General features: G+C 66.9%; 20 protein-coding genes. 9 read left to right on the plus strand and 11 right to left on the minus strand.

All coding sequences use genetic code 11. From position 1 onward, the window contains the following. The first annotated feature begins 87 nt into the window (after positions 1-87). From V5F78_RS09060 to groL, 3 genes are all read left to right on the plus strand, one after another. The gene (locus V5F78_RS09060; protein WP_394071778.1) at positions 88-1,740 is read left to right on the plus strand and encodes an ABC transporter substrate-binding protein; all 1,653 of its coding nucleotides are present in this window, start codon (positions 88-90) and stop codon (positions 1,738-1,740) included. 167 nt (positions 1,741-1,907) lie between these two features. Further along, positions 1,908-2,195, plus strand: coding sequence for a co-chaperone GroES (gene groES / locus V5F78_RS09065; RefSeq protein WP_348848073.1), 288 nt, complete (start codon positions 1,908-1,910; stop codon positions 2,193-2,195). 46 nt (positions 2,196-2,241) lie between these two features. Continuing rightward, complete coding sequence (gene groL / locus V5F78_RS09070) at positions 2,242-3,873, plus strand: chaperonin GroEL (protein WP_394071777.1); 1,632 nt, start codon at positions 2,242-2,244, stop codon at positions 3,871-3,873. 303 nt (positions 3,874-4,176) lie between these two features. On the opposite strand, the gene recQ is transcribed toward groL, so the two are convergent. Both recQ and V5F78_RS09080 read right to left on the minus strand, forming a co-directional pair. Next, positions 4,177-6,021 (minus strand): DNA helicase RecQ, encoded by a 1,845-nt coding sequence (gene recQ / locus V5F78_RS09075; protein ID WP_394071776.1) that lies wholly within the window; start codon positions 6,019-6,021, stop codon positions 4,177-4,179. Between the two features lie 79 nt (positions 6,022-6,100). After that, complete coding sequence (locus V5F78_RS09080) at positions 6,101-6,811, minus strand: metal-dependent hydrolase (RefSeq protein WP_394071775.1); 711 nt, start codon at positions 6,809-6,811, stop codon at positions 6,101-6,103. Positions 6,812-7,035: 224 nt separating this feature from the next. Between V5F78_RS09080 and ruvX the strand changes: the two genes are divergently transcribed. Next, positions 7,036-7,575: a Holliday junction resolvase RuvX gene (gene ruvX / locus V5F78_RS09085; RefSeq protein ID WP_394071774.1), complete on the plus strand. Its 540-nt coding sequence runs from the start codon at positions 7,036-7,038 to the stop codon at positions 7,573-7,575. A 346-nt stretch (positions 7,576-7,921) separates the two neighbouring features. On the opposite strand, the gene V5F78_RS09090 is transcribed toward ruvX, so the two are convergent. Next, a complete protein-coding gene (locus V5F78_RS09090; RefSeq protein WP_394071773.1) occupies positions 7,922-9,220 on the minus strand; it encodes a DNA polymerase IV in 1,299 nt (432 codons plus the stop codon). 6 nt (positions 9,221-9,226) lie between these two features. Further along, positions 9,227-9,553 carry a DUF3572 domain-containing protein gene (locus tag V5F78_RS09095; protein WP_394071772.1) on the minus strand — a complete coding sequence of 109 codons (327 nt, stop codon included), beginning with the start codon at positions 9,551-9,553 and terminating at the stop codon, positions 9,227-9,229. A gap of 141 nt (positions 9,554-9,694) precedes the next feature. On the opposite strand from V5F78_RS09095, the gene V5F78_RS09100 reads away from it, so the two are divergent. From V5F78_RS09100 to V5F78_RS09110, 3 genes are all read left to right on the plus strand, one after another. After that, positions 9,695-10,063, plus strand: a complete 369-nt coding sequence (locus tag V5F78_RS09100; protein WP_348848135.1) for a response regulator — start codon at positions 9,695-9,697, stop codon at positions 10,061-10,063. Between the two features lie 362 nt (positions 10,064-10,425). Beyond that, positions 10,426-11,418, plus strand: a complete 993-nt coding sequence (gene dusA, locus V5F78_RS09105; protein ID WP_394071771.1) for a tRNA dihydrouridine(20/20a) synthase DusA — start codon at positions 10,426-10,428, stop codon at positions 11,416-11,418. Between the two features lie 90 nt (positions 11,419-11,508). Beyond that, the gene (locus V5F78_RS09110; RefSeq protein WP_394071770.1) at positions 11,509-12,345 is read left to right on the plus strand and encodes a sulfite exporter TauE/SafE family protein; all 837 of its coding nucleotides are present in this window, start codon (positions 11,509-11,511) and stop codon (positions 12,343-12,345) included. Between the two features lie 19 nt (positions 12,346-12,364). On the opposite strand, the gene V5F78_RS09115 is transcribed toward V5F78_RS09110, so the two are convergent. Further along, complete coding sequence (locus tag V5F78_RS09115) at positions 12,365-13,060, minus strand: hypothetical protein (RefSeq protein WP_394071769.1); 696 nt, start codon at positions 13,058-13,060, stop codon at positions 12,365-12,367. A 277-nt stretch (positions 13,061-13,337) separates the two neighbouring features. Between V5F78_RS09115 and V5F78_RS09120 the strand changes: the two genes are divergently transcribed. Continuing rightward, complete coding sequence (locus tag V5F78_RS09120; RefSeq protein WP_394071768.1) at positions 13,338-14,243, plus strand: ATP-binding protein; 906 nt, start codon at positions 13,338-13,340, stop codon at positions 14,241-14,243. A gap of 69 nt (positions 14,244-14,312) precedes the next feature. On the opposite strand, the gene V5F78_RS09125 is transcribed toward V5F78_RS09120, so the two are convergent. The 3 genes from V5F78_RS09125 to V5F78_RS09135 all read right to left on the minus strand — a co-directional run bounded on the left by V5F78_RS09125 (position 14,313) and on the right by V5F78_RS09135 (position 19,052). Further along, positions 14,313-15,956 carry an SPOR domain-containing protein gene (locus V5F78_RS09125; RefSeq protein WP_394071767.1) on the minus strand — a complete coding sequence of 548 codons (1,644 nt, stop codon included), beginning with the start codon at positions 15,954-15,956 and terminating at the stop codon, positions 14,313-14,315. An 87-nt stretch (positions 15,957-16,043) separates the two neighbouring features. Then, positions 16,044-17,816, minus strand: a complete 1,773-nt coding sequence (argS, locus tag V5F78_RS09130; protein WP_394071766.1) for an arginine--tRNA ligase — start codon at positions 17,814-17,816, stop codon at positions 16,044-16,046. Between the two features lie 33 nt (positions 17,817-17,849). Continuing rightward, positions 17,850-19,052: a deoxyguanosinetriphosphate triphosphohydrolase gene (locus V5F78_RS09135; RefSeq protein ID WP_394071765.1), complete on the minus strand. Its 1,203-nt coding sequence runs from the start codon at positions 19,050-19,052 to the stop codon at positions 17,850-17,852. An 80-nt stretch (positions 19,053-19,132) separates the two neighbouring features. Between V5F78_RS09135 and erpA the strand changes: the two genes are divergently transcribed. Next, on the plus strand, positions 19,133-19,507 hold the full coding sequence (gene erpA, locus V5F78_RS09140) for an iron-sulfur cluster insertion protein ErpA (RefSeq protein WP_394071764.1): 375 nt from the start codon (positions 19,133-19,135) through the stop codon (positions 19,505-19,507). 27 nt (positions 19,508-19,534) lie between these two features. Here erpA and V5F78_RS09145 read toward each other — a convergent pair whose 3' ends face one another. The 3 genes from V5F78_RS09145 to V5F78_RS09155 all read right to left on the minus strand — a co-directional run bounded on the left by V5F78_RS09145 (position 19,535) and on the right by V5F78_RS09155 (position 23,199). After that, positions 19,535-20,677, minus strand: coding sequence for an acyltransferase family protein (locus V5F78_RS09145; protein ID WP_394071763.1), 1,143 nt, complete (start codon positions 20,675-20,677; stop codon positions 19,535-19,537). A 106-nt stretch (positions 20,678-20,783) separates the two neighbouring features. Beyond that, positions 20,784-21,914 carry an alginate O-acetyltransferase AlgX-related protein gene (locus V5F78_RS09150; protein ID WP_394071762.1) on the minus strand — a complete coding sequence of 377 codons (1,131 nt, stop codon included), beginning with the start codon at positions 21,912-21,914 and terminating at the stop codon, positions 20,784-20,786. A 151-nt stretch (positions 21,915-22,065) separates the two neighbouring features. After that, positions 22,066-23,199 carry an alginate O-acetyltransferase AlgX-related protein gene (locus tag V5F78_RS09155; protein WP_394071761.1) on the minus strand — a complete coding sequence of 378 codons (1,134 nt, stop codon included), beginning with the start codon at positions 23,197-23,199 and terminating at the stop codon, positions 22,066-22,068.

The following is a 23,199-nucleotide window of genomic DNA, read 5'->3' on the forward strand; positions in this document are numbered from 1 at the left end:
GACAAGACGCGGCGGGCGCGTTTGCGGTTTCCATGGACGCCGGGCAGGGGCGGCAGTAACGTTTCGTGATCGCGTAGGACAAAAACAATGCCGCGCCGTTTTGCGGTGTACTTCAACGCTTCACTCCTGGCCGGCTTTGTCGCATTCATCTGCCTGACGGCCTGTTCGCCCACGCACGCCCAGTCGACGCCGAGACATTCCGGGCTGGAGCCGGTGCGAATTCAGCTGAAATGGTCCCATCAATTCCAGTTCGCCGGCTTCTACGCGGCCGTTGCGAAGGGTTTCTACCGGGACGTAGGCCTGGACGTGTCGCTGGTCGAGGGTGGGCCGGCCATAGATCCCGTGGCGGTGGTGCTGTCCGGGGCGGCCGCATTCGGGGTCGGCAATTCCTCGCTGATCGTGGATCGCGCCCAAGGGCGCCCGCTGGTCGCGCTCGCCGCGATCTTCCAGCATTCCCCGTTCGTGGTGCTGGCGCGGCGTGGCGACGGCATCAACGGCCCGGCCGACCTGCGTGGCCGGAAAGTGATGATCGAGGAGCATTCCGCCGAGGTGCTCGCCTATCTGCATGCGCTCGGCCTGTGGCCCAACAAGCTCCAGATCCTGCCCTATGAGGGCGATCCGCTGGTGCTGGCGCAGGGCGAAATCGCCGCCATCAACGCCTATTCCACAACCGAGCCGTTCATCCTGCTGCGCAACGACGTGCCCTACCAGACCTTCAACCCGCGCGAACTGGGTATAGATTTCTATGGGGACACGCTGTTCACCACGTCCGGCGTGGCGGCGGAGCGCCCGGAGCTGGCGCGGGCGGTGCGCGATGCCTCGCTGCGCGGCTGGCAATATGCGCTAAACCACCAGCAGGAAATCATCGACCTGATCCTGCGCGACTATATGCCGGGCTTCGACCGGCGGCGCCTCGAATTCGAGGCCGACGCCATGCGCCCGCTGATCATCGCGGACGTGGTGGACCTCGGCTATCAGAGCGAGGCGCGCTGGCGCCGGATCGCGGACCAGTTCGCCGCTGCCGGCATGATGCCGGAGCACTTTCCGCTCTCCGGCTTCATCTTCGAGGCCCCGCGCCGCAGCCTGCGCTGGCTCTATCTCTCGCTCGCGGCGGCGACGCTGCTGGTGATGGTGGCGGCGTTCCTGGCGCAGCGCTTCTATCGCCTGAACCGCCAGTTGCGCCGCGAGATGGAGCTGAGCCGGCGCCTGCAAAGCCGCCTCTCCAAGCTCGCCGCCACCGATGACCTGACGCAGGTGCTGAACCGGCGGCGGTTTCTGGAGCTGGCGGGCGACGCCTTCGCCCGCGCCCGCGCCGCCGGAACGGCGCTCAGCGTCGCGGTCATGGATCTGGATGACTTCAAGGCCGTCAACGACAGCCATGGCCATGCCGCCGGGGACGAGGTGCTCCAGGCGGTCGCGCGTGCCGTCTCGGACATGATCGGCACCACGGCGGTGTTCGCCCGCACGGGCGGGGAGGAATTCGCCCTGCTGTTTGCCGGGTTCTCCCAGGAAGCGACCCTCGCGAGTTGTGAGCGGATCCGCGCGCGCATCGCCGAGCTGCGGGTCCGCGCACCCTGTGGGGATGTCATAAGCCTCACCATCAGCGTCGGTGTCGCGGGCATGGGCGCCGACGACGAGACGTTCGACGCCATGCTGGCGCGGGCCGATTCGGCGCTTTACATGGCCAAGAAGGACGGGCGCGACCTTGTGCGCGCGCATCCCCTCCCGGTGTCGTGTTGAGCCGATCGAGGAGGCCGGAAGAGGAGCGGTAGCACTCACCACCGAAGAGTGCTAATAATCCGCCCGCCGACCCTTGCGGGGGGATTATGCCCCTCTTAGATCAGGCTGGGCGGCGGCCGTGGTGCCGCGCCCGTGAAGAAGATCAAACATTGAACCGGAGGTTCCCGATGGGTTTCCGCCCTTTACATGACCGCGTGGTCGTGAAGCGCATTGAAGCGGAGCAGAAGACTGCTGGCGGCATCATTATCCCCGACACCGCCAAGGAAAAGCCCCAGGAGGGCGAGGTGGTTTCCGTGGGCCCTGGCGCGCGTGACGAAAGCGGCACTGTTGTCGCCCTCGACGTGAAGGCCGGCGATCGCGTGCTGTTCGGCAAGTGGTCCGGCTCCGAGGTGAAGATCGACGGCCAGGACCTGCTCATCATGAAGGAAAGCGACATTCTCGGCGTGATCGCCTGAGCATTCGCCTTTTCTTCCACGTTCCTCGAAATTCAGGAGACGGCACATGGCTGCCAAAGAAGTAAAATTCTCCGTTGATGCGCGCGATCGCTTGCTGCGCGGCGTCGACATTCTCGCCAACGCCGTGAAGGTCACCCTCGGTCCCAAGGGCCGCAACGTGGTGATCGAGAAGTCCTACGGCGCCCCGCGCATCACCAAGGACGGCGTGACCGTCGCCAAGGAAATCGAACTGGAAGACAAGTTCGAGAACCTCGGCGCCCAGTTGCTCCGCGAAGTCGCGTCCAAGACCAATGATCTGGCCGGCGACGGCACCACCACCGCGACCGTGCTGGCCCAGGCGATCGTCCGTGAAGGCGCCAAGTCGGTTGCCGCCGGCATGAACCCGATGGACCTCAAGCGCGGCATCGACCTCGCGGTCGACGCCATCGTCAAGGATCTCGCCGCCAAGTCCAAGAAGGTGACCTCGAACGCCGAGATCGCCCAGGTCGGCACCATCTCCGCCAACGGCGACGCCGAAGTCGGCAAGTTCCTGGCCGAGGCCATGGAGCGCGTGGGCAACGAAGGTGTCATCACGGTCGAGGAAGCCAAGACCGCCGAGAGCGAGCTGGATGTCGTCGAAGGCATGCAGTTCGACCGCGGCTATCTCTCCCCCTACTTCGTCACCAATGCCGAGAAGATGCGCGTTGAGTTCGAGGATCCCTACATCCTCATCAACGAGAAGAAGCTCTCGGGCCTCCAGGAATTGCTGCCGGTTCTCGAAGCCGTCGTGCAGTCCGGCAAGCCGCTCGTGATCATCGCCGAAGACGTGGAAGGCGAAGCCCTCGCCACCCTGGTGGTGAACAAGCTGCGCGGCGGCCTCAAGGTCGCGGCGGTGAAGGCTCCCGGCTTCGGTGATCGCCGCAAGGCCATGCTGCAGGATATCGCCATCCTGACCGGCGGCCAGGCCATCTCGGAAGACCTCGGCATCAAGCTCGACAGCGTCGATCTTTCCATGCTCGGCCGCGCCAAGAAGGTCGTGATCGAGAAGGAAAACACCACGATCGTGGACGGCGCCGGCGAGAAGGCCGACATCGAAGCCCGCGTGGCGCAGATCAAGGCGCAGATCGAGGAAACCACCTCGGACTACGACCGTGAGAAGCTCCAGGAGCGTCTGGCCAAGCTGGCCGGTGGCGTCGCGGTCATCCGCGTCGGCGGCTCCACGGAAGTGGAAGTGAAGGAAAAGAAGGACCGCGTCGACGACGCCCTGCACGCCACCCGCGCTGCGGTGGAAGAAGGCATCGTCCCCGGCGGCGGCGTCGCGCTGCTGCGCTCCATCGCGGTTCTGGCCGGCATCACGGTCGAGAATCCCGACCAGAAGACCGGCATCGAGATCGTGCGCCGCGCGATCCAGACCCCGGCCCGCCAGATCGTCCAGAACGCGGGCGACGATGGTTCGGTCGTGGTCGGCAAGATCCTGGAAAACCCGGATTATTCCTTCGGCTACAACGCCCAGACGGGCGAGTACGTCGACATGGTGAAAGCCGGCATCATCGACCCCACCAAGGTCGTGCGCACCGCGCTTCAGGATGCCGCCTCGGTGGCTTCGCTGCTCATCACCACGGAAGCGCTCATCGCCGAAGTGCCCAAGAAGGGCGGGGCCGCGATGCCCCAGATGCCCGGCGGCGGCATGGATTACTGATCGCTTCACAGCGGTTGGATCACGGAAAGGGCGCAGCGCAAGCTGCGCCCTTTTTCGTTGCGCGCAGCTCTGTTGCGCGTGTGTCTTCAGAGAAAGCTTTAAGAACTTCCTTCGTTCGTCATGGCCGGGCATGTCCCGGCCATTCACGCAGCGCCGATGCACGACACTCGCAAGGCTGGCGCCGGCGGCACCGCGTAGATGCACGGGACAAGCCCGTGCATGACCGTGCTCTGCTGCAATCGCGCCGGACCAGGAATGTCGACCGGTCCCAGACCTCACGCGGCCCGCCCAGGAATGCGTGCCCTACGCCTCGCGGACCGCTTTCAGGAATTGCGGGCCATAGCGCTCCAGCTTGGCCTCGCCCACGCCGGAGACGTCGCCGAGCCCGGCCAGCGAGCGCGGGCGGGCGCGGGCGATCTCCATCAGCGTGGTGTCGTGGAAGATCACATAAGGCGGCACGCCCTGCGCGCGCGCCAGCTCCAGGCGCAGCGCCCGCAGCTTCTGATACAGCGCCTCGTCGTGCGGATCGGAGAGCGCGGCCTTGGGCGCCCGCGCCCCGCCGGGGACCCGCGCCGCACGCGTGCGCGCCTCCACCTTCAATTCGATGCGCCGTTCCCCGCGCAGCACCGGGCGGCAGGCGGCGGACAAGGACAGGCCGCCGTGGCCTTCCACATCCACCTGCAACAGGCCGAGCGCCACCACCTGGCGGACGATGGCGCGCCATTCGTCCCGCGAGGTCTCCTTGCCGATACCGAACGTGCTCAGCGCCTCGTGGTTGAATTTGGTGATCTTCTCCGTGCTCGCCCCCACGAGCACGTCGATCACATGGCCGGCGCCGAAGCGCTCGCCGGTGCGATAGACACAAGACAAAAGCTTCTGCACCGCCTGCGTGCCGTCATAGGTCCGCACCGGCTCCAGGCAGGTATCGCAATTGCCGCACGGCTCGTCGCGCTGTTCCTCGAAATAAGACAGCAGCACCTGGCGCCGGCAATTGGCGGTCTCGCACAGGCCGAGCAGCGCATCGAGCTTCTGCCGCTCCACGCGCTTGCGGGCTTCCGGGGCGTCGGACGCCTCCACGAACTGGATCAGCTTCGCCACATCCTCGACGCCATAGAGCAGCAGCGCTTCGGAGGGCAGACCGTCGCGCCCGGCGCGGCCGGTCTCCTGATAATAGGCCTCGATGCTCTTCGGCAGATCGAGATGCACCACGAAGCGCACGTCCGGCTTGTCGATGCCCATGCCGAAGGCGACGGTGGCCACCATCACGATGCCGTCTTCCTTCAGGAAGCGGTCCTGGTGGCGGGCGCGGGTCTCCGCGTCGAGGCCGGCATGATAGGGCAGCGCCATGCGCCCTTCGTCCATCAGCGCCTGGGCGGTGGCCTCCACCTTCGCGCGGCTCATGCAATAGATGATGCCCGCTTCGCCCTCGTGCTCATCCAGCAGGGCGCGCAGCTGCGCCTTGGGATTAGCTTTGGCGGCAATGCGATAGCGGATGTTGGGCCGATCGAAGCTGGAGAGGAAGACGCGCCCCTCCTCCAGCCCGAGCCGCTCGACGATCTCGCGCCGCGTCGGTCCGTCGGCGGTGGCGGTGAGCGCGACGCGCGGAATGCCGGGAAAGCGCTCATGCAGCAAGGTGAGCTGGCGATATTCCGGGCGGAAATCGTGCCCCCATTGGGACACGCAATGCGCTTCGTCGATGGCGAACAAGGCGATCCGTGCGCCCTGGAGCAAGGTGAGGAAACTGTCGGTCAGAAGGCGCTCAGGCGCCACATAGAGCAGATCGAGTTCGCCCATGGCGAGCGCCCGCTCCACCTGCCGCGCTTCGCCGGGCGGCAGCGAGGAATTGAGCGCCGCCGCCCGCACGCCGAGCTGGCGCAGCGCCTGCACCTGATCGTGCATCAAGGCGATGAGCGGGGAAATGACGATGCCCGTGCCGGGCCGCACCAGGGCCGGCACCTGATAGCACAGCGACTTGCCGCCGCCGGTGGGCATGAGAACGAGCGCATCGCCCCCCGCGCACACATGCGCGACGATCTCCGCCTGGGGCCCGCGAAACGCTTCATATCCGAAGACATGACGCAGGATCTCTCGCGGGTCCTTGGACGAAGCCGGGACCTTCAGCGACTCAAGCGGCAGGGCGGCGGACATGGCCCTTTATAGCGCGGGCGGGCGGGCCGGCAACGCGGTCGTGCCGCCCCCCGCCCCCCGGCGCTTCAATGGCGGTGGATCACAGCTCGAAGCTGCCGCCGCTCGCCGGAACGATGACCTTTGTGGAGTGCCCTTCCAGGGCAGCGACGAACCGCCGGGCATCCTTCACCAGCATGGGGAACGAGCCATAATGGCACGGCACCACGTTCGGCACGTTGAGGAAGCGCTTCACCGCCAGCGCCGCGGTATCCGGCCCCATGGTGAACCGGTCGCCGATGGGCACGAAGGCGACCTTCGGCTTATGGATTTCACTCAGCAGCGCCATGTCGGAAAAGATGTCGGTATCGCCGAGGTGCCACACGGTCGGCTCCCCGTTCGCCTTCACGATCAGCCCGGTGGGATTGCCGAGATAGGTCGGATGCGCCCCGCCGCCGCCCGAGGAATGGTCCGCGCGCACCATGGAAACGGTGAAGCCGCCGAGATCGACCGTGCCGCCGGTGTTCATCATCTCGAACTTGGTCAGGCCCTGGCCGCCGAGAAAACCGGAAATCTCCGGATTGCAGACCACCGGGATCGCCCGGTGCGCCGCTTCGGCTTCTTTGACGATCTCCACGGTATCGCCGATGTGATCGCCATGCCCATGGGTCAGCAGAATATGCGTGACGCCATGCACCGCATTGCGCCGCCCGGCCGAAAAGGATGGGTTGCCGGTGAAAAACGGGTCGATGAGCACGGCCTTGTCCGCGAAGTCCAGGCGGAAGGCGGCATGTCCGAACCATGTGATCTTCATGAAATGGCCTTCGAAGGTCGATCCGCCGGCGGCGCGGCGCGGAGGCCGCCGCCGTGGGAAAGGAGGGTCCGGCCCCGGGCTTTCGCGCTGGACGCATCATATACGCCGGCCACCGCCCAGGGGCTGCCGCTGGAGTATCGCGAAAGCCGTTGGTCGGCGCAACGCGCAAGGCATGCGGCGCGCGCATGTGTGGCGAGGGAGAACGCCCCATGCTAGCGAGGGGAATGAGCAAGGATCCGCCCGCCGTCCCCACTCCGGTTGCCGCTCGCGTGCTGCCGCTCCTCGATCTCGCCGGCCTCCTGCCGATGCGCGGCGCGCTGATCGGGCTCGACCTCGGCACCAAGACCATCGGCGTCGCCAGCTGCGATCCCGACCGGCGCCTCGCGACCGTGGTGGAAACCGTGTGGCGCACCAAATTCACTGCCGATGCCGTGCGCCTGCTCACCCTTGCCAAGGAGCGCAATGCCGTCGCCTTCATCCTCGGCCTGCCGCTCAACATGGACGGCAGCGAAGGCCCCCGCGCCCAGGCGAGCCGCACCTTCGCGCGCAATTTCGCGCGCATCAGCGAGCGGCCCATCGGCCTGTGGGACGAGCGCCTCTCCACCGCCGCCGTCGAGCGCGCGCTGATCGCGGCGGACGCGAGCCGGGCGAAGCGCGCCCAGGTGATCGACCAGCACGCCGCCGCTTTCATTCTCCAGGGCGCGCTGGATTTCCTCGGCCGCATTGCGGACGAAAACGCACCGGACGAAGAGCTGCCGGATTAGGATCGGTTGACGTTCGAAACTGATCGGGCGCGGCTCTTTCCTGTCGTCCTGGCCTTCCCGGCACGCAATCGCGTGCGTGAGGCGCCGCTTTTCCCCCCCCTGCGGGGGAGGGCAGGGAGGGGAATATCTCTCCGTTTGTCCGGGCAAGGGTGGTGCTTGCGGCGCCATACCCCCCTCCCCAGCCCTCCCCCACAAGGGGGGAGGGTGGCGAATCCGCTCACGTGAATGTCGATTGGCGCAAGCCCGGGGAACGCAGGCGGAACACGCGGCGGCGGGCGATTCGGTCCCGGTTCGGTCCCGCCACGTTCTCCCCGCCGTGCCGCCCCTGTCCCGGGTTGGGACAGTCTCAGCGCGGGCGCGGCAGCCGGCGATGGCGCGGGGTTGCTCCCAGCAGGATGCCGCGATCCACGGCCCCGGCCCCGAACTTGGCGCGCAGCTGCTCCATGGCGTCTTCCGCCGCCTTCAGGCGCGGGGTTTTCGTGTCCACGAGATCGGCAGGGTCCGCCTCGGCGCCCGGCACGAGATCGGACAGGCCGACGCCGATGAGGCGATAGGCCGTGCCGTCCACCTCCTTCACCAGCAGATCGTGGGCGGCCTCATAGAGACGCGCCGCGAGCTGCGTCGGCGTGTCGAGCGCGCGCGAGCGGGTCTTGGCACGGAAATCGGCGCCCTTCAGCTTCAGCGTCACCGTGCGCCCGGCGATCTCGCCGCGCCGCAGGCGGCCGCACACCTCTTCGCACAGGCCGTAGAGAATCTGTTCCAGCGGGCGCAAATCGCGGATGTCGGTGTCGAACGTGGTTTCGGCGGAAACGCTTTTCGCCTCGCGATGCGGCTCCACCTTGCGCATGTCTATGCCGAGCGACAACCGCCACAGCCGCTGCCCCTCCGCCCCATAGCGGCGCAGCATGTCGATTTCGCCGAGACGCTGGATGTCGGCGATGCGGTTCAGCCCGTCGCGTGCGAGCTTCGCGCCAAAGGCCGGCCCCACGCCCCAGATGAAGGTGATCGGCCGCGGCGCCAAAAAGTCCGCCGCCTCCGCCTGCCCCAGCACCGAATAGCCGCGCGGTTTGTCCAGATCGGAGGCGGTCTTGGCCAAGAACTTGTTGCTCGCAAGCCCGATGGAAACGGTGATTCCCACCTCTTTCTCCACCTGCTGGGCAAAGCGCGCCAGCGCGCGGCCTGGGGAGAGGCGGTGCAGGCGCTCGGTTCCCGCGAGGTCGAGGAAGGCCTCGTCGATGGAGAGCGGCTCCACCAAAGGGGTCAACGCCTGCATGAGCGCGCGCACCTGCCGCCCGGCGATGCGGTATTTCTCCATGTTCGGCTTCAGCACCACCGCCTGCGGGCACAGCGCCTTCGCCTTGAACATGGGCATGGCGGAACGCACCCCATGGATGCGCGCGATATAGCAGGCCGTGGACACCACGCCGCGCGTGCCGCCGCCGATGATCAGCGGCACATCCGCGAGGCTCGGATCATCCCGCTTCTCGACCGCCGCGAAGAAGGCATCGCAATCCACATGGGCGACGGTGAGCGAATCGATCTGCGCATGGCGCACCAGGCGCGGACTGCCGCAGGAAACGCACCTCGGCCCGCTTCCCGCATCGGCGAGGCAATCGCGGCAGAAGCCGGGAAGCGGCGCGTTCACGGCTCCTCAGCGCCCTCGGCGCGCCGGTGCGTCGGGATCGAAGGGCGGATTGAGCACGTCGTGGGCCCGCGCCACATCCTGCGGCTTCAGCCCGGCATGGGCGGAGAATTCAAGCAGCAGAGGCTCGTCGGCCAGCAGGAAGGCCAGCAATCCGGCATTGAAATGTGGCTCGCGCGCCGCCGCGCGCAGCTCCGCCGGACCGAGCCCGGTCTCGGCCAGGAAGCGGCCGATACGGTCCGGCTCCTGCGCCAGGAAGCCGAGCGCGGACACGGCGACGGCCTCGGCCGCCTGCCGCACCCGCGCCGGCGTGTTCGAATGATCTTTGATGGGCATTTGCGCTTCCGCAACGAATGGTCTCTAGCTTGAGCCATCATGTCCGATCCTATCGCGAAAAGCGAAGCGGTCGGCATGCAGCACGATGTTCGGAGCCGCGCCACCGGCGCGGAGGCGGACCTCATGGGCGGGGACAGAGGTATGCCGAAAACGGTGATGATCGTGGAGGACAACGAGCTCAACATGAAGCTCTTCCACGATCTGCTGGAAGCCAACGGATATCAGACCGTGCAGACCCGCACCGGCGTGGAGGCGGTGCCGCTCGCGCGCAAGCACAAGCCGGACCTGATCCTCATGGACATCCAGCTGCCCGAGGTCTCGGGCCTGGAAGTGACCGGCTGGCTGAAGGCCGACCCCGAGCTGCGCTCCATTCCCGTGGTCGCGGTGACCGCGTTCGCTATGAAGGGCGATGAGGAGCGCATCCGGGCGGGCGGGTGCGAGGCCTATCTTTCCAAGCCCATATCGGTCGCGAAATTTCTGGAGACGGTGCGCATTTATAGCGGGGGATGACCGCATCGGGGGCGAATCGGGTGCTTTGACATCGCGCGCGCTTCCGCTAACTTCCCCGTGTCGGGACGTGAAGCATGGGGGCTGCGCAGGGCGCGGCGCCGCTTCGAAAATACCCTACGGAGTGCTCAGGTCCGCCGCATCTCCTGGGTCCGTGGGGTTCGGCCGGCGGCCGGGCTGTGTGGGTGGCCTCCCCGCGCGCCCGCCGTCGGCCACCCGCCCACCTCGCCGGATGGGTTGAGTGAAGACGGCCGATCCGTCCGCGCCGCGCGCGCTGCCGCGCCGAAAGACCTGAAAAGGCACGGCGCATGGGGTAAAATCACCTGCGATCGCCGCGCCAGACGTTCTGAAGTTACGAAAAGACTATGACATATCAAGCGTTTATCTTTTCCGTTGCCCCAATGATGGATTGGACGGACCGCCATTGCCGGGCGTTCCACCGGACCCTGTCGGCGCGGGCGCTGCTCTATACGGAAATGGTCACCGCACCGGCTGTGCTTCATGGCGATCGCGCGCGGCTGCTTGGCTTTTCGCCGGCCGAGCACCCCGTCGCGGTGCAGCTCGGGGGCAGCGACCCCGGGCAGCTGGCGCTGGCCGCGCGGATCTGCGCGGATTTCGGCTATGACGAGATCAATCTCAACGTAGGCTGCCCCTCGGACCGGGTGCAGGGCGGCAATTTCGGCGCCTGCCTGATGCGCGAGCCGGACCTCGTCGCGCGCTGCGTTGCCGCGATCAAGGCCGAGGTGGCGCTCCCGGTCACCGTCAAATGCCGCATCGGCGTGGACGACCAGGACCCGGAAATCGCCCTGGATGCCTTGGCCGATGGCGTGATCGCGGCGGGGGCGGACGCGCTCATCGTCCATGCCCGAAAGGCGTGGCTGCAAGGGCTCTCACCGCGCGAGAACCGCGACATTCCCCCGCTCGACTATGACCGCGTGCGCCGCCTGAAGGCGCGCCTGCCCCATGTTCCCATCGCGCTGAACGGCGGCCTTGCCTCGCTGGAGCAGGCGCAGGCCGAAAGCGCGGGGCTCGACGGGGTGATGCTCGGCCGCGCGGCCTATCAAAATCCGGAACTGCTGCTTGGGGTCGATCCGCTGTTCCACGGCGCGGCCGCCCCGCACGCCGACGCCTTCGCGGCGGTGGAGGCCTTCGAACCCTATATCGCGGCCCATCTGGAGGCCGGCGGGCGCTTGCACGACATCACCCGCCACATGCTCGGCCTGTTCACCGGGAAGCCGGGCGCCCGCACCTTCCGCCGCCGGCTGTCCACCGAGGGGATCGCCCCCGGCGCCGGGCTGGACGTGCTGCGCACAGCCCTGAACGACGTGCGTCGCGCGCCCCGCCGCGCCGCCGCCTGACATCTGGACAGGAACGCCGGTTCGGGCGCAGGTTGGCGCCCCATTCCGCGGGCTTTCCAGTCGCGCATCCCTCCCTTCGAGGCCGCCTTCATGCTTTCCTCCATCCCCTGGAGCGAACTCGCCTATCTGACGCTGGCGCTGCTGGTGGGCGGGGTGGTGACGGGCCTGCTCGCCGGGCTTCTGGGGGTCGGCGGCGGCGCGGTGATCGTGCCCGTGCTGTACGAGGTGTTTCGCATCATCGGCGTTGCCGAGGACATCCGCATGCAATTGTGCGTCGGCACCTCGCTCGCGATCATCGTGCCCACCTCGCTCCTGTCCTATCGCGCCCACAAGGCGCGCGGGGCGGTGATGGAGGGGGTGCTGAAGACCTGGAGCCTCCCGGCCATACTCGGAATCATCGTCGGCAGCGCCATCGCGGCCTTCCTCGACGGCTGGATTCTTCAGGCGGCCTTCGTGGTGATCGCCAGCCTGATGGGCCTCAAGGCCCTGCTCGGCCGCGCCGAGTGGCGCCTCGGCACCCAATTGCCGGGACGCACCGCCATGTGGGCCTACGGCTTCTTCATCGGCCTCGCGGCCTCGCTGATCGGTATCAGCGGCGGCGGCATTTCCAGCATCATTCTCGGGCTGTACGGCGTGCCGATCCATGCCGCCGTCGCCACCTCGGCCGGCATCGGCATGCTGATTCCCATTCCCGGCATCATCGGCTATGCGGTGGCCGGCTGGCCCCACATGGCGGACCTGCCGCCGCTCTCGATCGGCTATGTCTCGGCCCTTGGCTTCGCCTGCATGGCGCCGGTGAGCGCGCTGACCGCGCCGTTCGGCGCGCGCCTCGCCCACCGCCTGTCGCGCAGAACGCTGGAAATGGGTTTCGGCCTGTTCCTGCTGATCATGGCGGCGCGCTTCCTCATCGCCATCATCCTGGGATAGGGACGGCGGAACCGCCCCCTCACCAAGTGCTGTGGAAGCCGGCCGTGATGGAGCGGTTGATCTCGGTGCCGGTGTCGGCCACCGTGGTGGTGAGCACCAGCGGCCCGATCAGATTCTGCTGGGCGCTCAGCGAGGGCAGCCAGGTGTGCCGATCGCTGGCGACCGAGGTGCCGAGACTGAGGCGCGTGCCGGTCTCGTGCAGGTTGAGGCTCAGGGATTTATCGCTGCTCCACCCCTCCCCGGAAGAAGACGGGGAGACGGTCACCGCATAACTGTCGCTGACCTGAGCGCTGATATGGCCGCCCAGATCCCATTCCCGGGAAAAGCTCGTACCGAGCTGGCTCGTGTCCTGAAGCGGGTCGAGCCGAACGTCCACCGCGCCTTTGTCCCAGAACAGAAGATTCGATACGCCCGGCATCGCCACCTTCGCCCAGGCCACGGCGCCCGACGTGTCGGTCGCGTTCCAAGGCAGAGAGGAACGCGGCTGCACCGTCGTGATCGGAGCGGCGGAAAGGGAGAGGTCGACGCCGAACTCCGCGGCGCTCCATCCGTTCAGCGCGCCGGCGGCCGTCACCGAGGCGGAACCATCGGCATTGGCGGTACGCGAAACGTGGGTCGAGACTTCCTGCGCCGCCGCGGGCGAACTCCCAACGGCCACGAGGAGCAAAGGCACGCATACGGGCGCGATGGCACGGGGCAAACGGGTTTGCGACATGTCGTCTCCGTCGATGCGGCATTGCCACGCCGCCCGAAGGCACGCGGCATTGCCTCAACTTCCAGAACCCAGCCCACCCCAATAGGCCAGAGGCAAGTTAAAGGAATCTTGCCGCAGCGCAATATGCCCTCCCCCTTCCCCGGCCCTCTTCCCCTGCCCCCATTCCCGCGCGCCGCCCGGCCCCATGCAGCGATCGCATGTCTCGCGCCGGTGACGCCCGCGCTGCCAACTTGCTGGGACGGCCCGGCGCGGCTATCCCCGCGCCAAGGAGACAAAAATGACGCCACCCAGCGAATCCCCTGCCGACGCCACCCACGCCCTGCTGCTGCGCATCGCCGACGCTCTGGAGCGTCTCGCGCCGCCGTCGCTCCTCACGCCCGATTTCGAAGCGGCGGACGCGTTCGTGTGGCATACCCAGCCGAACCGCTTTGAGCCGGTGAAGCGCGTCAACCGCGTGGACATGGAACTGCTTCAGGGCATCGACCGGGTGCGCGACCAGCTTGTGGACAACACCGAGCGCTTCGCCCGTGGCCTGCCCGCCAACAATGCCCTGCTCTGGGGCGCGCGCGGCATGGGCAAGAGCTCGCTGGTGAAAGCCTCCCACGCCCATATCAACCACACCGTTCTCGGCGCGGATGCCGGCGGGCGGCGGCTGAAGCTGGTGGAAATCCATCGCGAGGATATCGAGACCCTGCCGGTCCTCATGTCGCTGGTGCGCGGCTCGCATCACCGCTTCATCGTTTTCTGCGACGATCTTTCCTTCGATGGCGACGACACCACCTACAAGTCGCTCAAGGCGGTGCTGGAAGGCGGCATCGAGGGCCGTCCGGACAATGTGATCTTCTACGCCACGTCAAACCGGCGCCACCTGCTGCCCCGCGACATGATGGAGAACGAGCGCTCCACCGCCATCAATCCCGGCGAGGCCGTGGAGGAGAAGGTCTCGCTCTCGGATCGCTTCGGCCTGTGGCTCGGCTTCCACAAATGCAGCCAGGACGAATATCTGGAGATGGTCGCCGCCTATGTGGCGCACCACAAGATTCCCATGGAAGAGGACAAGTGGCGGCCGCTGGCCCTGGAATGGGCCACCACGCGCGGCTCGCGCTCGGGCCGAACCGCCTGGCAGTTCGTGCAGGATCTCGCCGGCCAGCTCGGCGTGGCTCTGGCGCCGTCCGCCGCCTGAAACCCAGCTCTCCAAAGAAAAAGGCCGGCCCGAAAGGGCCGGCCTTTATTTTTTGAACCGTCGACAGCCTCAGTTCCGGGTAACGATGCAGGTGCCGCCCTGGGCCTGGAGCGCGTTGCAGAGGTTATTCGCCTCCTCGCGCGTCGAGAACGGTCCCACCTGGGCGCGGTAATAGATGCCCTTGTCGCCGAGATCGGCGCGGCGGACCGATGCCTTATAGCTGCCGAGCAGCTGCGGATAGCGACCCTGGAGCACCTTCCAGGAGCCCATGGCGTCGCTTTCGGATTTCTGCGAGGACACCTGCACCACATAGGCGCCATTGGCGACGGCCGCGGGAGCGGCAGCTGCGGGCGCGGCGGCCGAGGCCGCGCCGACGGCCGCCGTGGTGGTCACGGTCTTCGGCGCCGGAGCGCCCGTGGGCAGCGGATTCTGCGTGGGCGCATAGGCCGTGGGTGCGATGCCGGGGGGCAGCGCAGAAGCGGGGGCCGACGCGGAATTTTCAACCAGGCTGCCATCGGCCCGCACGGCCACGGTCTTCACCCGCTTCGGCTCGGTCGACGGGGTCCCGGCTGCGGCCGGCGCTGCACCGGCTGCGGCAGCCGCCGCGGCCGCTGCGGCGTTCACATCCATCGGCTGCTCTTCGCGGGGCACGACGCGTTCCGTGCCGGGCGCACCGCCCACGCGATCATAGATCAGCTTCTGCCCATCGGTGCCGGTGGTGGGCGTGGGCCCCGCCACCTTGGTCGGCGCACTGTCGGCCTTGATGACCGGCGGCGGCTCGCCGCTGTTCGTGGATCCGCCGCTTCCCATCATGCGGTAGGCGAACAGCCCGCCCGCGGAGGCGACGCCGATGCCCACCACACACGCCACGATGACCAAAGCCATGCGGCCCTTGCGCTGGCGCGGCTCGGTTTCATAGACCTCGTCGGCATGGGGCGGCATATAGCCGTCCTCGCCATAGGCGGGGTCGTAGGTGTCGTCATAATCGTCATAGCCGTCGCCCTGGGCGGCACCGCCATAGGCGTAACCGGCCTGGGCGTCGTCCTCCTCCTCATCCGCATAGCGGGCGGCAGGCGGGGGAGGCTCGCTCGGGCGGGAGGGGGCGGCCGGGCGGGGGTCGTATTCATCCTGAAGCTGGCGGCCCTCGGCGCGACGGGAGAGCGAGCCATAGCCGAGGCGCACCGAGGTGCGGCTCTGCTCGGCGGCGACCTCCTGCTCCAAGGCTTCCCAACTGGCCTGCGTGTCCTGGCCACGCGGATCCTGGCCACGCGGGTCCTGAAGGCGCGGATCTTGGAGACGCGGGTCCTGCAGACGCGGGTCCTGCAGACGCGGGTCCTGGCTGCGTGCCCGCGGGGCCATGTCCTCGGCCGGCAGGGCGCGGCCAGTCGCCTCGGGGGCGGCACCCTCGCGCGCGCCACGGCGACCCGGCTGCCAATCCTCGAACCGGCGTTCCACCGGCGGGGCGGGAAACTGCGGCGCCGCGGCGATGTCCGGACGGGCGGCGCGGGCACGCGGCGCGGGCGCCGGGGGCGGCTGGTCCTGTCCCATCTCGGCGAAATCGGCGAACGGGTCCTGATCACCGATCAGGCGTGCCAGTTCCGCCAGCGCATCTTCATTGCGCGGACGGCGAGAAGCGGGAGTCGCGGCCGCCGACGGCGCCTGACTGGCGTATTCGTCATCGCGCCGGTAGCGCAAGCTGCTGTCGTCGCCCATGTGGCCTCAATCATGTTTGGTAGGACCGGAACCCCCGCACCCTCCAAACCCAACCTTACGGCACACGGCTCGGAACGGACGACGCGGTCACTTCAATTCCTGAACAGCCTCAACCCCCAGCACCAACAACCCGGAAGCGAGCACCGCTGCCACGCCATGAACCAAGGCCAGACGTGCTAAGGTCAATTCTCGATCATTCTCCATAATGAAGCGTAAATGTGGCAATTCATTTCCGCGATTCCACTGCCCGTGAAAATCGCTGGCCAAATCGTGCAAATAAAAGGCGATCCGGTGGGGTTCGCGCGCGGCGGCCGCCTGTTCTACGAGCCGCGGCCAGGCCGCGAGGCGCGCAAGTAGCCCCAGTTCTCCCGGATCGTCCAGCCGCTCCAGCGGCGCATGGGCATAAACTTCCGCCGTTTCCGGCAAAGATGCAATCTGTTCTTTGGCTTTGCGCAGGATCGAATGGGCGCGGGCGTGCGCATACTGCACATAGAAGACGGGGTTTTCGCGAGACTGCTCGATCACCTTGGCGAGATCGAAGTCCAGCGGCGCGTCATTCTTGCGGAACAGCATCATGAAGCGCACCGCATCGCGCCCGACCTCGTCCACCACCTCGCGCAGGGTCACGAAAGAACCCGCGCGCTTCGACATGCGCACCGGCTCGCCATTGCGATACAGCCGGACCAACTGGCACAATTCCACGTCCAGGCTCGCCTGGCCGCCGGTCACTGCCTTCACGGCGGCCTGCATGCGCTTCACATAGCCGCCGTGGTCCGCACCCCACACGTCGATCATGCGGCGGAAGCCGCGATCGAACTTGTCCTTGTGATAAGCGATGTCGCCGGCAAAATAAGTATAGCTGCCGTCCGATTTCACCAACGGGCGATCCACGTCGTCGCCGAACGCCGTGGAGCGGAACAGGCTCTGCTCGCGATCCTCCCAATCCTCGATGGGCGCGCCCTTGGGCGGCGGCAGGCGGCCTTCATAAACCTCGCCCGAACGGCGCAGCTGCTCGATCATCAGGCCGACCCGGTCGGCGCCCACCGTCAGCGAGCGCTCGGAGAAGAACACGTCGAACTCGATGCCCAGCGCGGCGAGATCGGCGCGGATCATCACCATCATGGCGCCGATGGCGAAGGTGCGGAACACCGGAAGCCATTCGCTCTCTGGCGCTTCAAGGAACGCACCGCCGTGCATCCCGGCCAGTTCCTGGCCCACGGGGACGAGATAATCTCCGGGATACAGGCCGTCGGGAATTTCCGCCGCCTCGCCAGTGGCCGCCTCGCGATAGCGCAGGAACACCGAGCGGGCGAGCACGTCCACCTGGGCCCCGGCATCGTTGATGTAATATTCCCGCGTCACCTTGTAGCCAGCGAATGCCAGCAGGCTGGCCATGGCATCGCCGAACACCGCGCCCCGGCAATGGCCCACATGCATGGGGCCGGTGGGGTTGGCGGAAACATATTCCACGTTCACCGGGATGTTATCGCCCATGGTGGAGCGCCCGAAATTGGGACCCGCGCGCAGGATGGCCGCCAGCACCACCGGCCAGAACGCCGCGTCCAGCGTCAAATTGATGAAGCCGGGCCCGGCCACGTCCACCTTGGCGACGCGCGGCACGGCCGCCAGCTTGGCGGCGATGCGCTCGGCGAGATCGCGCGGCTTCATGCCGGCGTCCTTGGCCAGCACCATGGCGGCATTGGTGGCGAGATCGCCGTGGGTCGGATCGCGCGGCGGCTCCACCACGATGCGGCCAAGATCGAGACCCTCGGGCGTGCGGCCTTCCCCCAACTGACCCTGGCGGGCTAGCTCGGCGACGGCTTCTCGCACGTGATCGGCGAAGATCGCGTAGACGTTCATGGGGCGTTCCAATGTGGTGAGAGCACCGGGCGCCTAACGCAAATCCGGCGTCGAGTCAAAATAGCGGGCGTGCTGGTCCAAGGCATAACGATCGGTCATGCCGGCAATATAATCGGCCACGCGGCGGATCAGGCGGGGCGTGTCGGAAGGGTCGATGTCCTGCCGCCAGTCGGGCGGCATGTCGTCCGGGGCGCTCAGGAAATGCGCGAACAGGTCACGCACCACCTGCGCGGCATCGTCCATGATGCGGTTGACGCGCTCATGCCGATACATGCGCGGAAACAGGAAACCCTTGATCGCCGCCTCCGCCGCCTGCACCTCGGCGGAAAAGCCCACGAGCGGCCGGCCCAGCGCCCGCACCTCCTCGACGCTCTCCACCCCTGCCGCCTTCGCGCGGCGGTCGGTCTCGCGGACCACATCCTCGATGAAGCGGGTGATGATCCGGCGCATCATCTCATAGGCGGTGCGGTTGCGATCGAGCGTCGGCCAGAGCGCGCGGACCTCGGCGAGCGCGTCGCCCACCAGCGGGAGGCCGGCGAGATCCTCCAGCGCGAACAGGCCGGCGCGCAGGCCGTCGTCGATGTCGTGCACGTCATAGGCGATGTCGTCGGCGAGCGCGGCGACCTGCGCTTCCGGGCCGGCATGGCTCCACAATTCCAGGTCCTGGGCGGCGGAATGCACGTTCACCGCATGGGGCACGCCGGCCGCATAGCGGCCGATTCCCCTGCCCTGCCGATCGGTCATCGGCCCATTGTGCTTGACGATGCCTTCCAGCGTCTCCCAGGTGAGATTGAGCCCGTCAAAGGCCGCGTAGCGCCGTTCCAGGCGGGTGACCATGCGCAGCGACTGGGCATTGTGATCGAACCCGCCATGGGCCTGGAGGCACACGTCCAGGGCCCGCTCTCCGGCATGGGCGAACGGGGGATGGCCAAGATCATGGGCAAGGCCCAGCACCTCCGCCAGATCCTCGTCGAGCCCCAAAGCCCTGGCGATCGAGCGGGCCACCTGCACCACTTCCAGCGTGTGGGTGAGGCGGGTGCGGAAATGATCACCCTCGTGAAACACGAAAACCTGGGTCTTGTGCTTCAGCCGGCGGAAGGCGGTGGAATGGATGACGCGGTCGCAATCGCGGCGAAACACATTGCGGCTGCCCTCAGGCTCGGGGTGCAGCCGGCCTCGGGAACGCAAGGGGTCACTGGCGTAGGATACGCGCGGGATCGATCCCAAAACCGCCATTACCACCCCTATGCCCTTTAATTTAAGCGCGGCCGCACTTAACTATCATGTCGAACACTGATCAACCGTCGAAGGCCGCCATGTCCAGCGCCGTGACACCGCAGACCGCTTCTTCTCCCCCGCCCGCCTCGGGTCCCTTCATCGTGACCGAAAGCGCGGCCCGCCGCGTGGCGCAGATCCTCGCCGGCGAGGCGCCGGAAAGCGCGCTGCGGGTCAGCGTCGAAGGCGGCGGCTGCTCGGGCTTCCAATATCGCTTTGATGTCACGCAGGCGCGTGACAGCGAGGATCTCGTTATCGAGCGGGACGGCGCCACCATCCTGGTGGACAAGGTTTCGCTCGATTATCTCGCGGGCTCGCGCCTGGACTTTGTCGACGACCTGATCGGCGCCGCCTTCAAAATCGACAATCCGCAGGCCACGTCCTCCTGCGGCTGCGGCACCAGCTTCTCGCTCTGATCCCGGCGCGCATCCGAGCGGGCGCCCTCAAGCCTCGGTCGCGGCGGCGGCCGTGGGCTTGACGTTGCGTCCGCGCAGCCATTTGGTGACGCGGACTTCTAGGACCCGTTGGCTCGCCCAGGCGAGCGCGAGGCTCGGCGGAAGTGCGAGCGCGAAGAAGATCGGCATCGACCAATTCCCAGCCAGCGCGACGAGGCCGGACTTGTAGAGACCGAGCTTCACGAACGCCATGGCGATGGGGTGCCAGAGATAGAAGCTGTAGCTGATGGTGCCCATCCACAGCATGGCCGGTGTCCGCAGGATGCGCCCGAGAACGCCGGCCCCCGACGACATGCCGATGAACAGGATATAGGCGAGCAGCAGCGACAGCGGCATCAGCAGGCTGCGCCAGTCGGCGAACGTGAGAAACGCCAGCAGCGTCAGCTTCTTGGTCGCCGCGATCTCGATCACCGTGTGCCAGACTGCCAGGAACGCCACCAGCGCCGCGAGCGAAAAGCGCAGCCCGATCCAGCGGGCGATCGGCGGCACCGCGTTCAGCGCCACCAGCACGCCGGGAATGAACATCAGCGCGGGCGTGTGGATCCACAGCAAGGGCGCCGCCGCCGCGATCGGCAGCGCATAACCCCAGCGGCCCACCAGCGCGAAAAGCGCAAAGCCGGAGGCGCACACGAGGTAGAAGGCGAATTCGTAACTCAGCGACCATGCGGCCGGGTGGATCAACGGAACCGGGACCACCGGCGGCATGGCCAGCAGGTTCGCCGGCAGCGCGGCGATCAAGGCCAGGGGCGGCACACCTTCCGGGCGCCCGCCGGCAATGTTCATGGCGAGAAAGATCACCACCGTCACCCACAGCACCGGGAAAATGCGCGTGGAGCGATTCCACAGGAAGGCCGCGGCGCTGCGCGAGCGACGCAGCGAGCCGATGATGACGATGCCGCTGATGCCGAAGAACAATTCCACCGAGTGGGACAGGCTCATCAACGCGAAATGCAATGGGCCGGCGGTCACGGCGGCCGGCGCCGGCAAGGCGGAATTGATGACGTGGTAGAAGAAGATCATGGCGCAGAACAAGCCGCGCGCGCCCTGGATATTGGCATTGAGCGTGTGGCCCGACACCGGGTCGCCCACTTGCTCCGGCGCGGAGGAAATCTGTGCCGTGTCGCCGCCCACGCCCGCCCCGCTCTTTGCCTGCGCCCGATTCACCGTGCGTGAAGCAAGCACCTAGCACCAATTGCGGCGCCGCAGCAGCCGCGCCGCGAAAAATCCGCCGAACGCCTCACTTCGGGCTCGGCAGATGGGCCGGCCATGCCCCGTTCAGGCAGGCGAACATGCGCTCCGTGCGGGCGATGATCAGCAGGTCGGGCTTGAAATTATAAATGTCCGCATAATCGAAATCGCACGCGCCGAAGGTGGTGCGGCTGAAATGCATCCATCCGGCCTCGGAGACGGGCGTGTAGCCGAACAAGGCGGGCCAGATGTCGACCGTGTAGGAATCACCCACCACCAGCACCCGCGGCCCCTCTTTCCGGTAGCGGATGACATAGCCGTTAAAGCCGCGCGCCTCGTGCCGAAGCCGCAGGGCCGGGTCCGGTTCCTTCTTGATGCCGGGCGGCAGCCGCAATTCATAATTCATGTCCGGCAAAGGCGGCGTCAGGCGCAGCGTGCGTGCGAGATCACCCACCAGCGCGGGCTGAAGCGGCCCGACCACCTTCTTCACGTCGAGCTGCCAATCGGGATGTCCGGCCGCCGCGACGGTGGCGTTGAAGGCCAGGACGGCGCTGAGGCTGGTCCAATGGGTGTCGTTGGGCAAATAGCGGCGCGCGTCGGGCGAGGCCCTGAGCACCTTGCGCAGATCCACGGCGGGTATGCCAGCCTTGGCGAGACCCTGGAGCATGAGGGTGTATTCTGTCGTGTGCGGCGGCACGTGATCCTGCCATGCGGGCAGATTTTCCGTATCCACCGACTGGGTGTTGGGCGGCAGGGCGACCACCATCTTCACCCCGTGGGGCGCGAGATGGTCGCGCAGGCTTTCCATCAACTCCACGAAGCGGTCCACGGCGCCCGTACGCACCAATTGCCCCGCCGATTGCTCCGGCGCGCGCTGGCCGGACCAGAACATCTGCCCGTTGCGGCCGAAATAGACGTTTTTCGTGTCCGGCGAATGGACCAGGGCGCGCAATTCCCGGCGGGCCGCCGGCATGGTGGCGCGGAACCCGAAATTGTCCTGAAGATAAAGACCGGCAGCCTGAAGCTGTCCGTGCATGCGACCGAACCAGCCGGCATCGGGCTTCGCGCCGCCGCGCCAGATGCCGCGGCCGAGAGGATCCGGCACCACATTGCTCAGCAGGAGGGCCACAAGGATACCCATGATCAGGATGCCCATGTAGCGGCGATACGAAGCGAGCAAGCCAAAGCCTCACAGTCACGGATCAGGATGCCGACGGCCAAGCCGCGATTGGCGGCCTCAAAACCTCATTCACATGGGCCGTCATTGGCACAAAGATCAACAATCCTCTGGTTTCCGAATGCAAACAGTGTTTCCCGCTGTGTAAACAGCCTCAATCTGGCGGCGGCGGCAGATTGTCCGGCCATTTGTTCTTGAGGCACGGAAACAGCCGCTCGGTGCGCGCGATGATCAGCACGTCGGGATTGAAATCCCGGATATCGGCGAAATCGAAATCGCACGCCCCCGAGGAGAACCGGCTGAAGTGCATCCACCCCACCTCGGCCACCGGGGTGAAGCCGAACAGGCCGGGCCATTGGGTGGCGGTATAGGAATCGCCCACCACCAGCACGCGCGGCCCGCTCTCGCGAAAACGGATGGCATAAGGCGTGAACTGGCGCGATTCCGTCTTCAGGCGCAGCGCCGGATGGGGTCGCTTGACCCAGGCCGGATCGAAATTGAGGCGCTGGTTCTCATCGGCCAGGGGGGTCTTGATCCGCAGCAGGCGCGCAAGATCGCCCTGCGGGATCGGCTCCATCGGCCCCACGGCCTTGCTCAGATCCACCTGCCAGTCGGGATGGCCGGCGGCGACCATCGTGGCATTGAACGCGATCGCCGCGCTCATATGGGTCCAATGGGTATCGTTGGGCAGATAATGGCGCACGCCCGGCGCGGCTTTCAGCACCGCGCGCAGGTCCACGGCGGTGATGCCGTCCTTCTGAAGATCCGCCAGCATGAGCGAATATTCGGTCGGGCGCGGACGCACATATTTGTACCAGGTGGGCAGATCGTTCACGTCCACGGTCTGGGCATTGGGCGGAATGGCGACCACGATCTTGGTGTGCGGCAGGCGGTCCTGCATCGCCTTCATGAGGGCGACGAAGCGCTCCACCGCATGCACGCGGTACAATTGCCCCGCCGTCTGCTCCGGCGCCCGCTCACCGGACCAGAACATCTGTCCGTTGGGGCCGATGTAGAGGATCGTCGTGTCCGGCGACCAGACGAGATTCCGCAGGGTGCGCCGAACCACCGGCATGGAGGCGCGGAAGCCGAAATTATCCTGAAGATAGAAGCCGAAGCTGCGCAGATTGCCATGGAAGCGCTCAAAGAAGCCGGCGCCTTCGCGCGGCAGTCCGCGCCAGGTGTGGAAGCCCAGCGGGTCGGGCACGAGATTGGTGAGCAGCAGCAGCGTCAGGATGCCCATCACCAGGGCGCCCATGTAGCGGCGATAGGAGACCAGCAGCGCCAT

Origin of the sequence: Roseixanthobacter glucoisosaccharinicivorans (assembly GCF_043195095.2) — a bacterium.
In the GTDB taxonomy this organism is placed as follows: Bacteria; Pseudomonadota; Alphaproteobacteria; order Rhizobiales; family Xanthobacteraceae; genus NCEH01.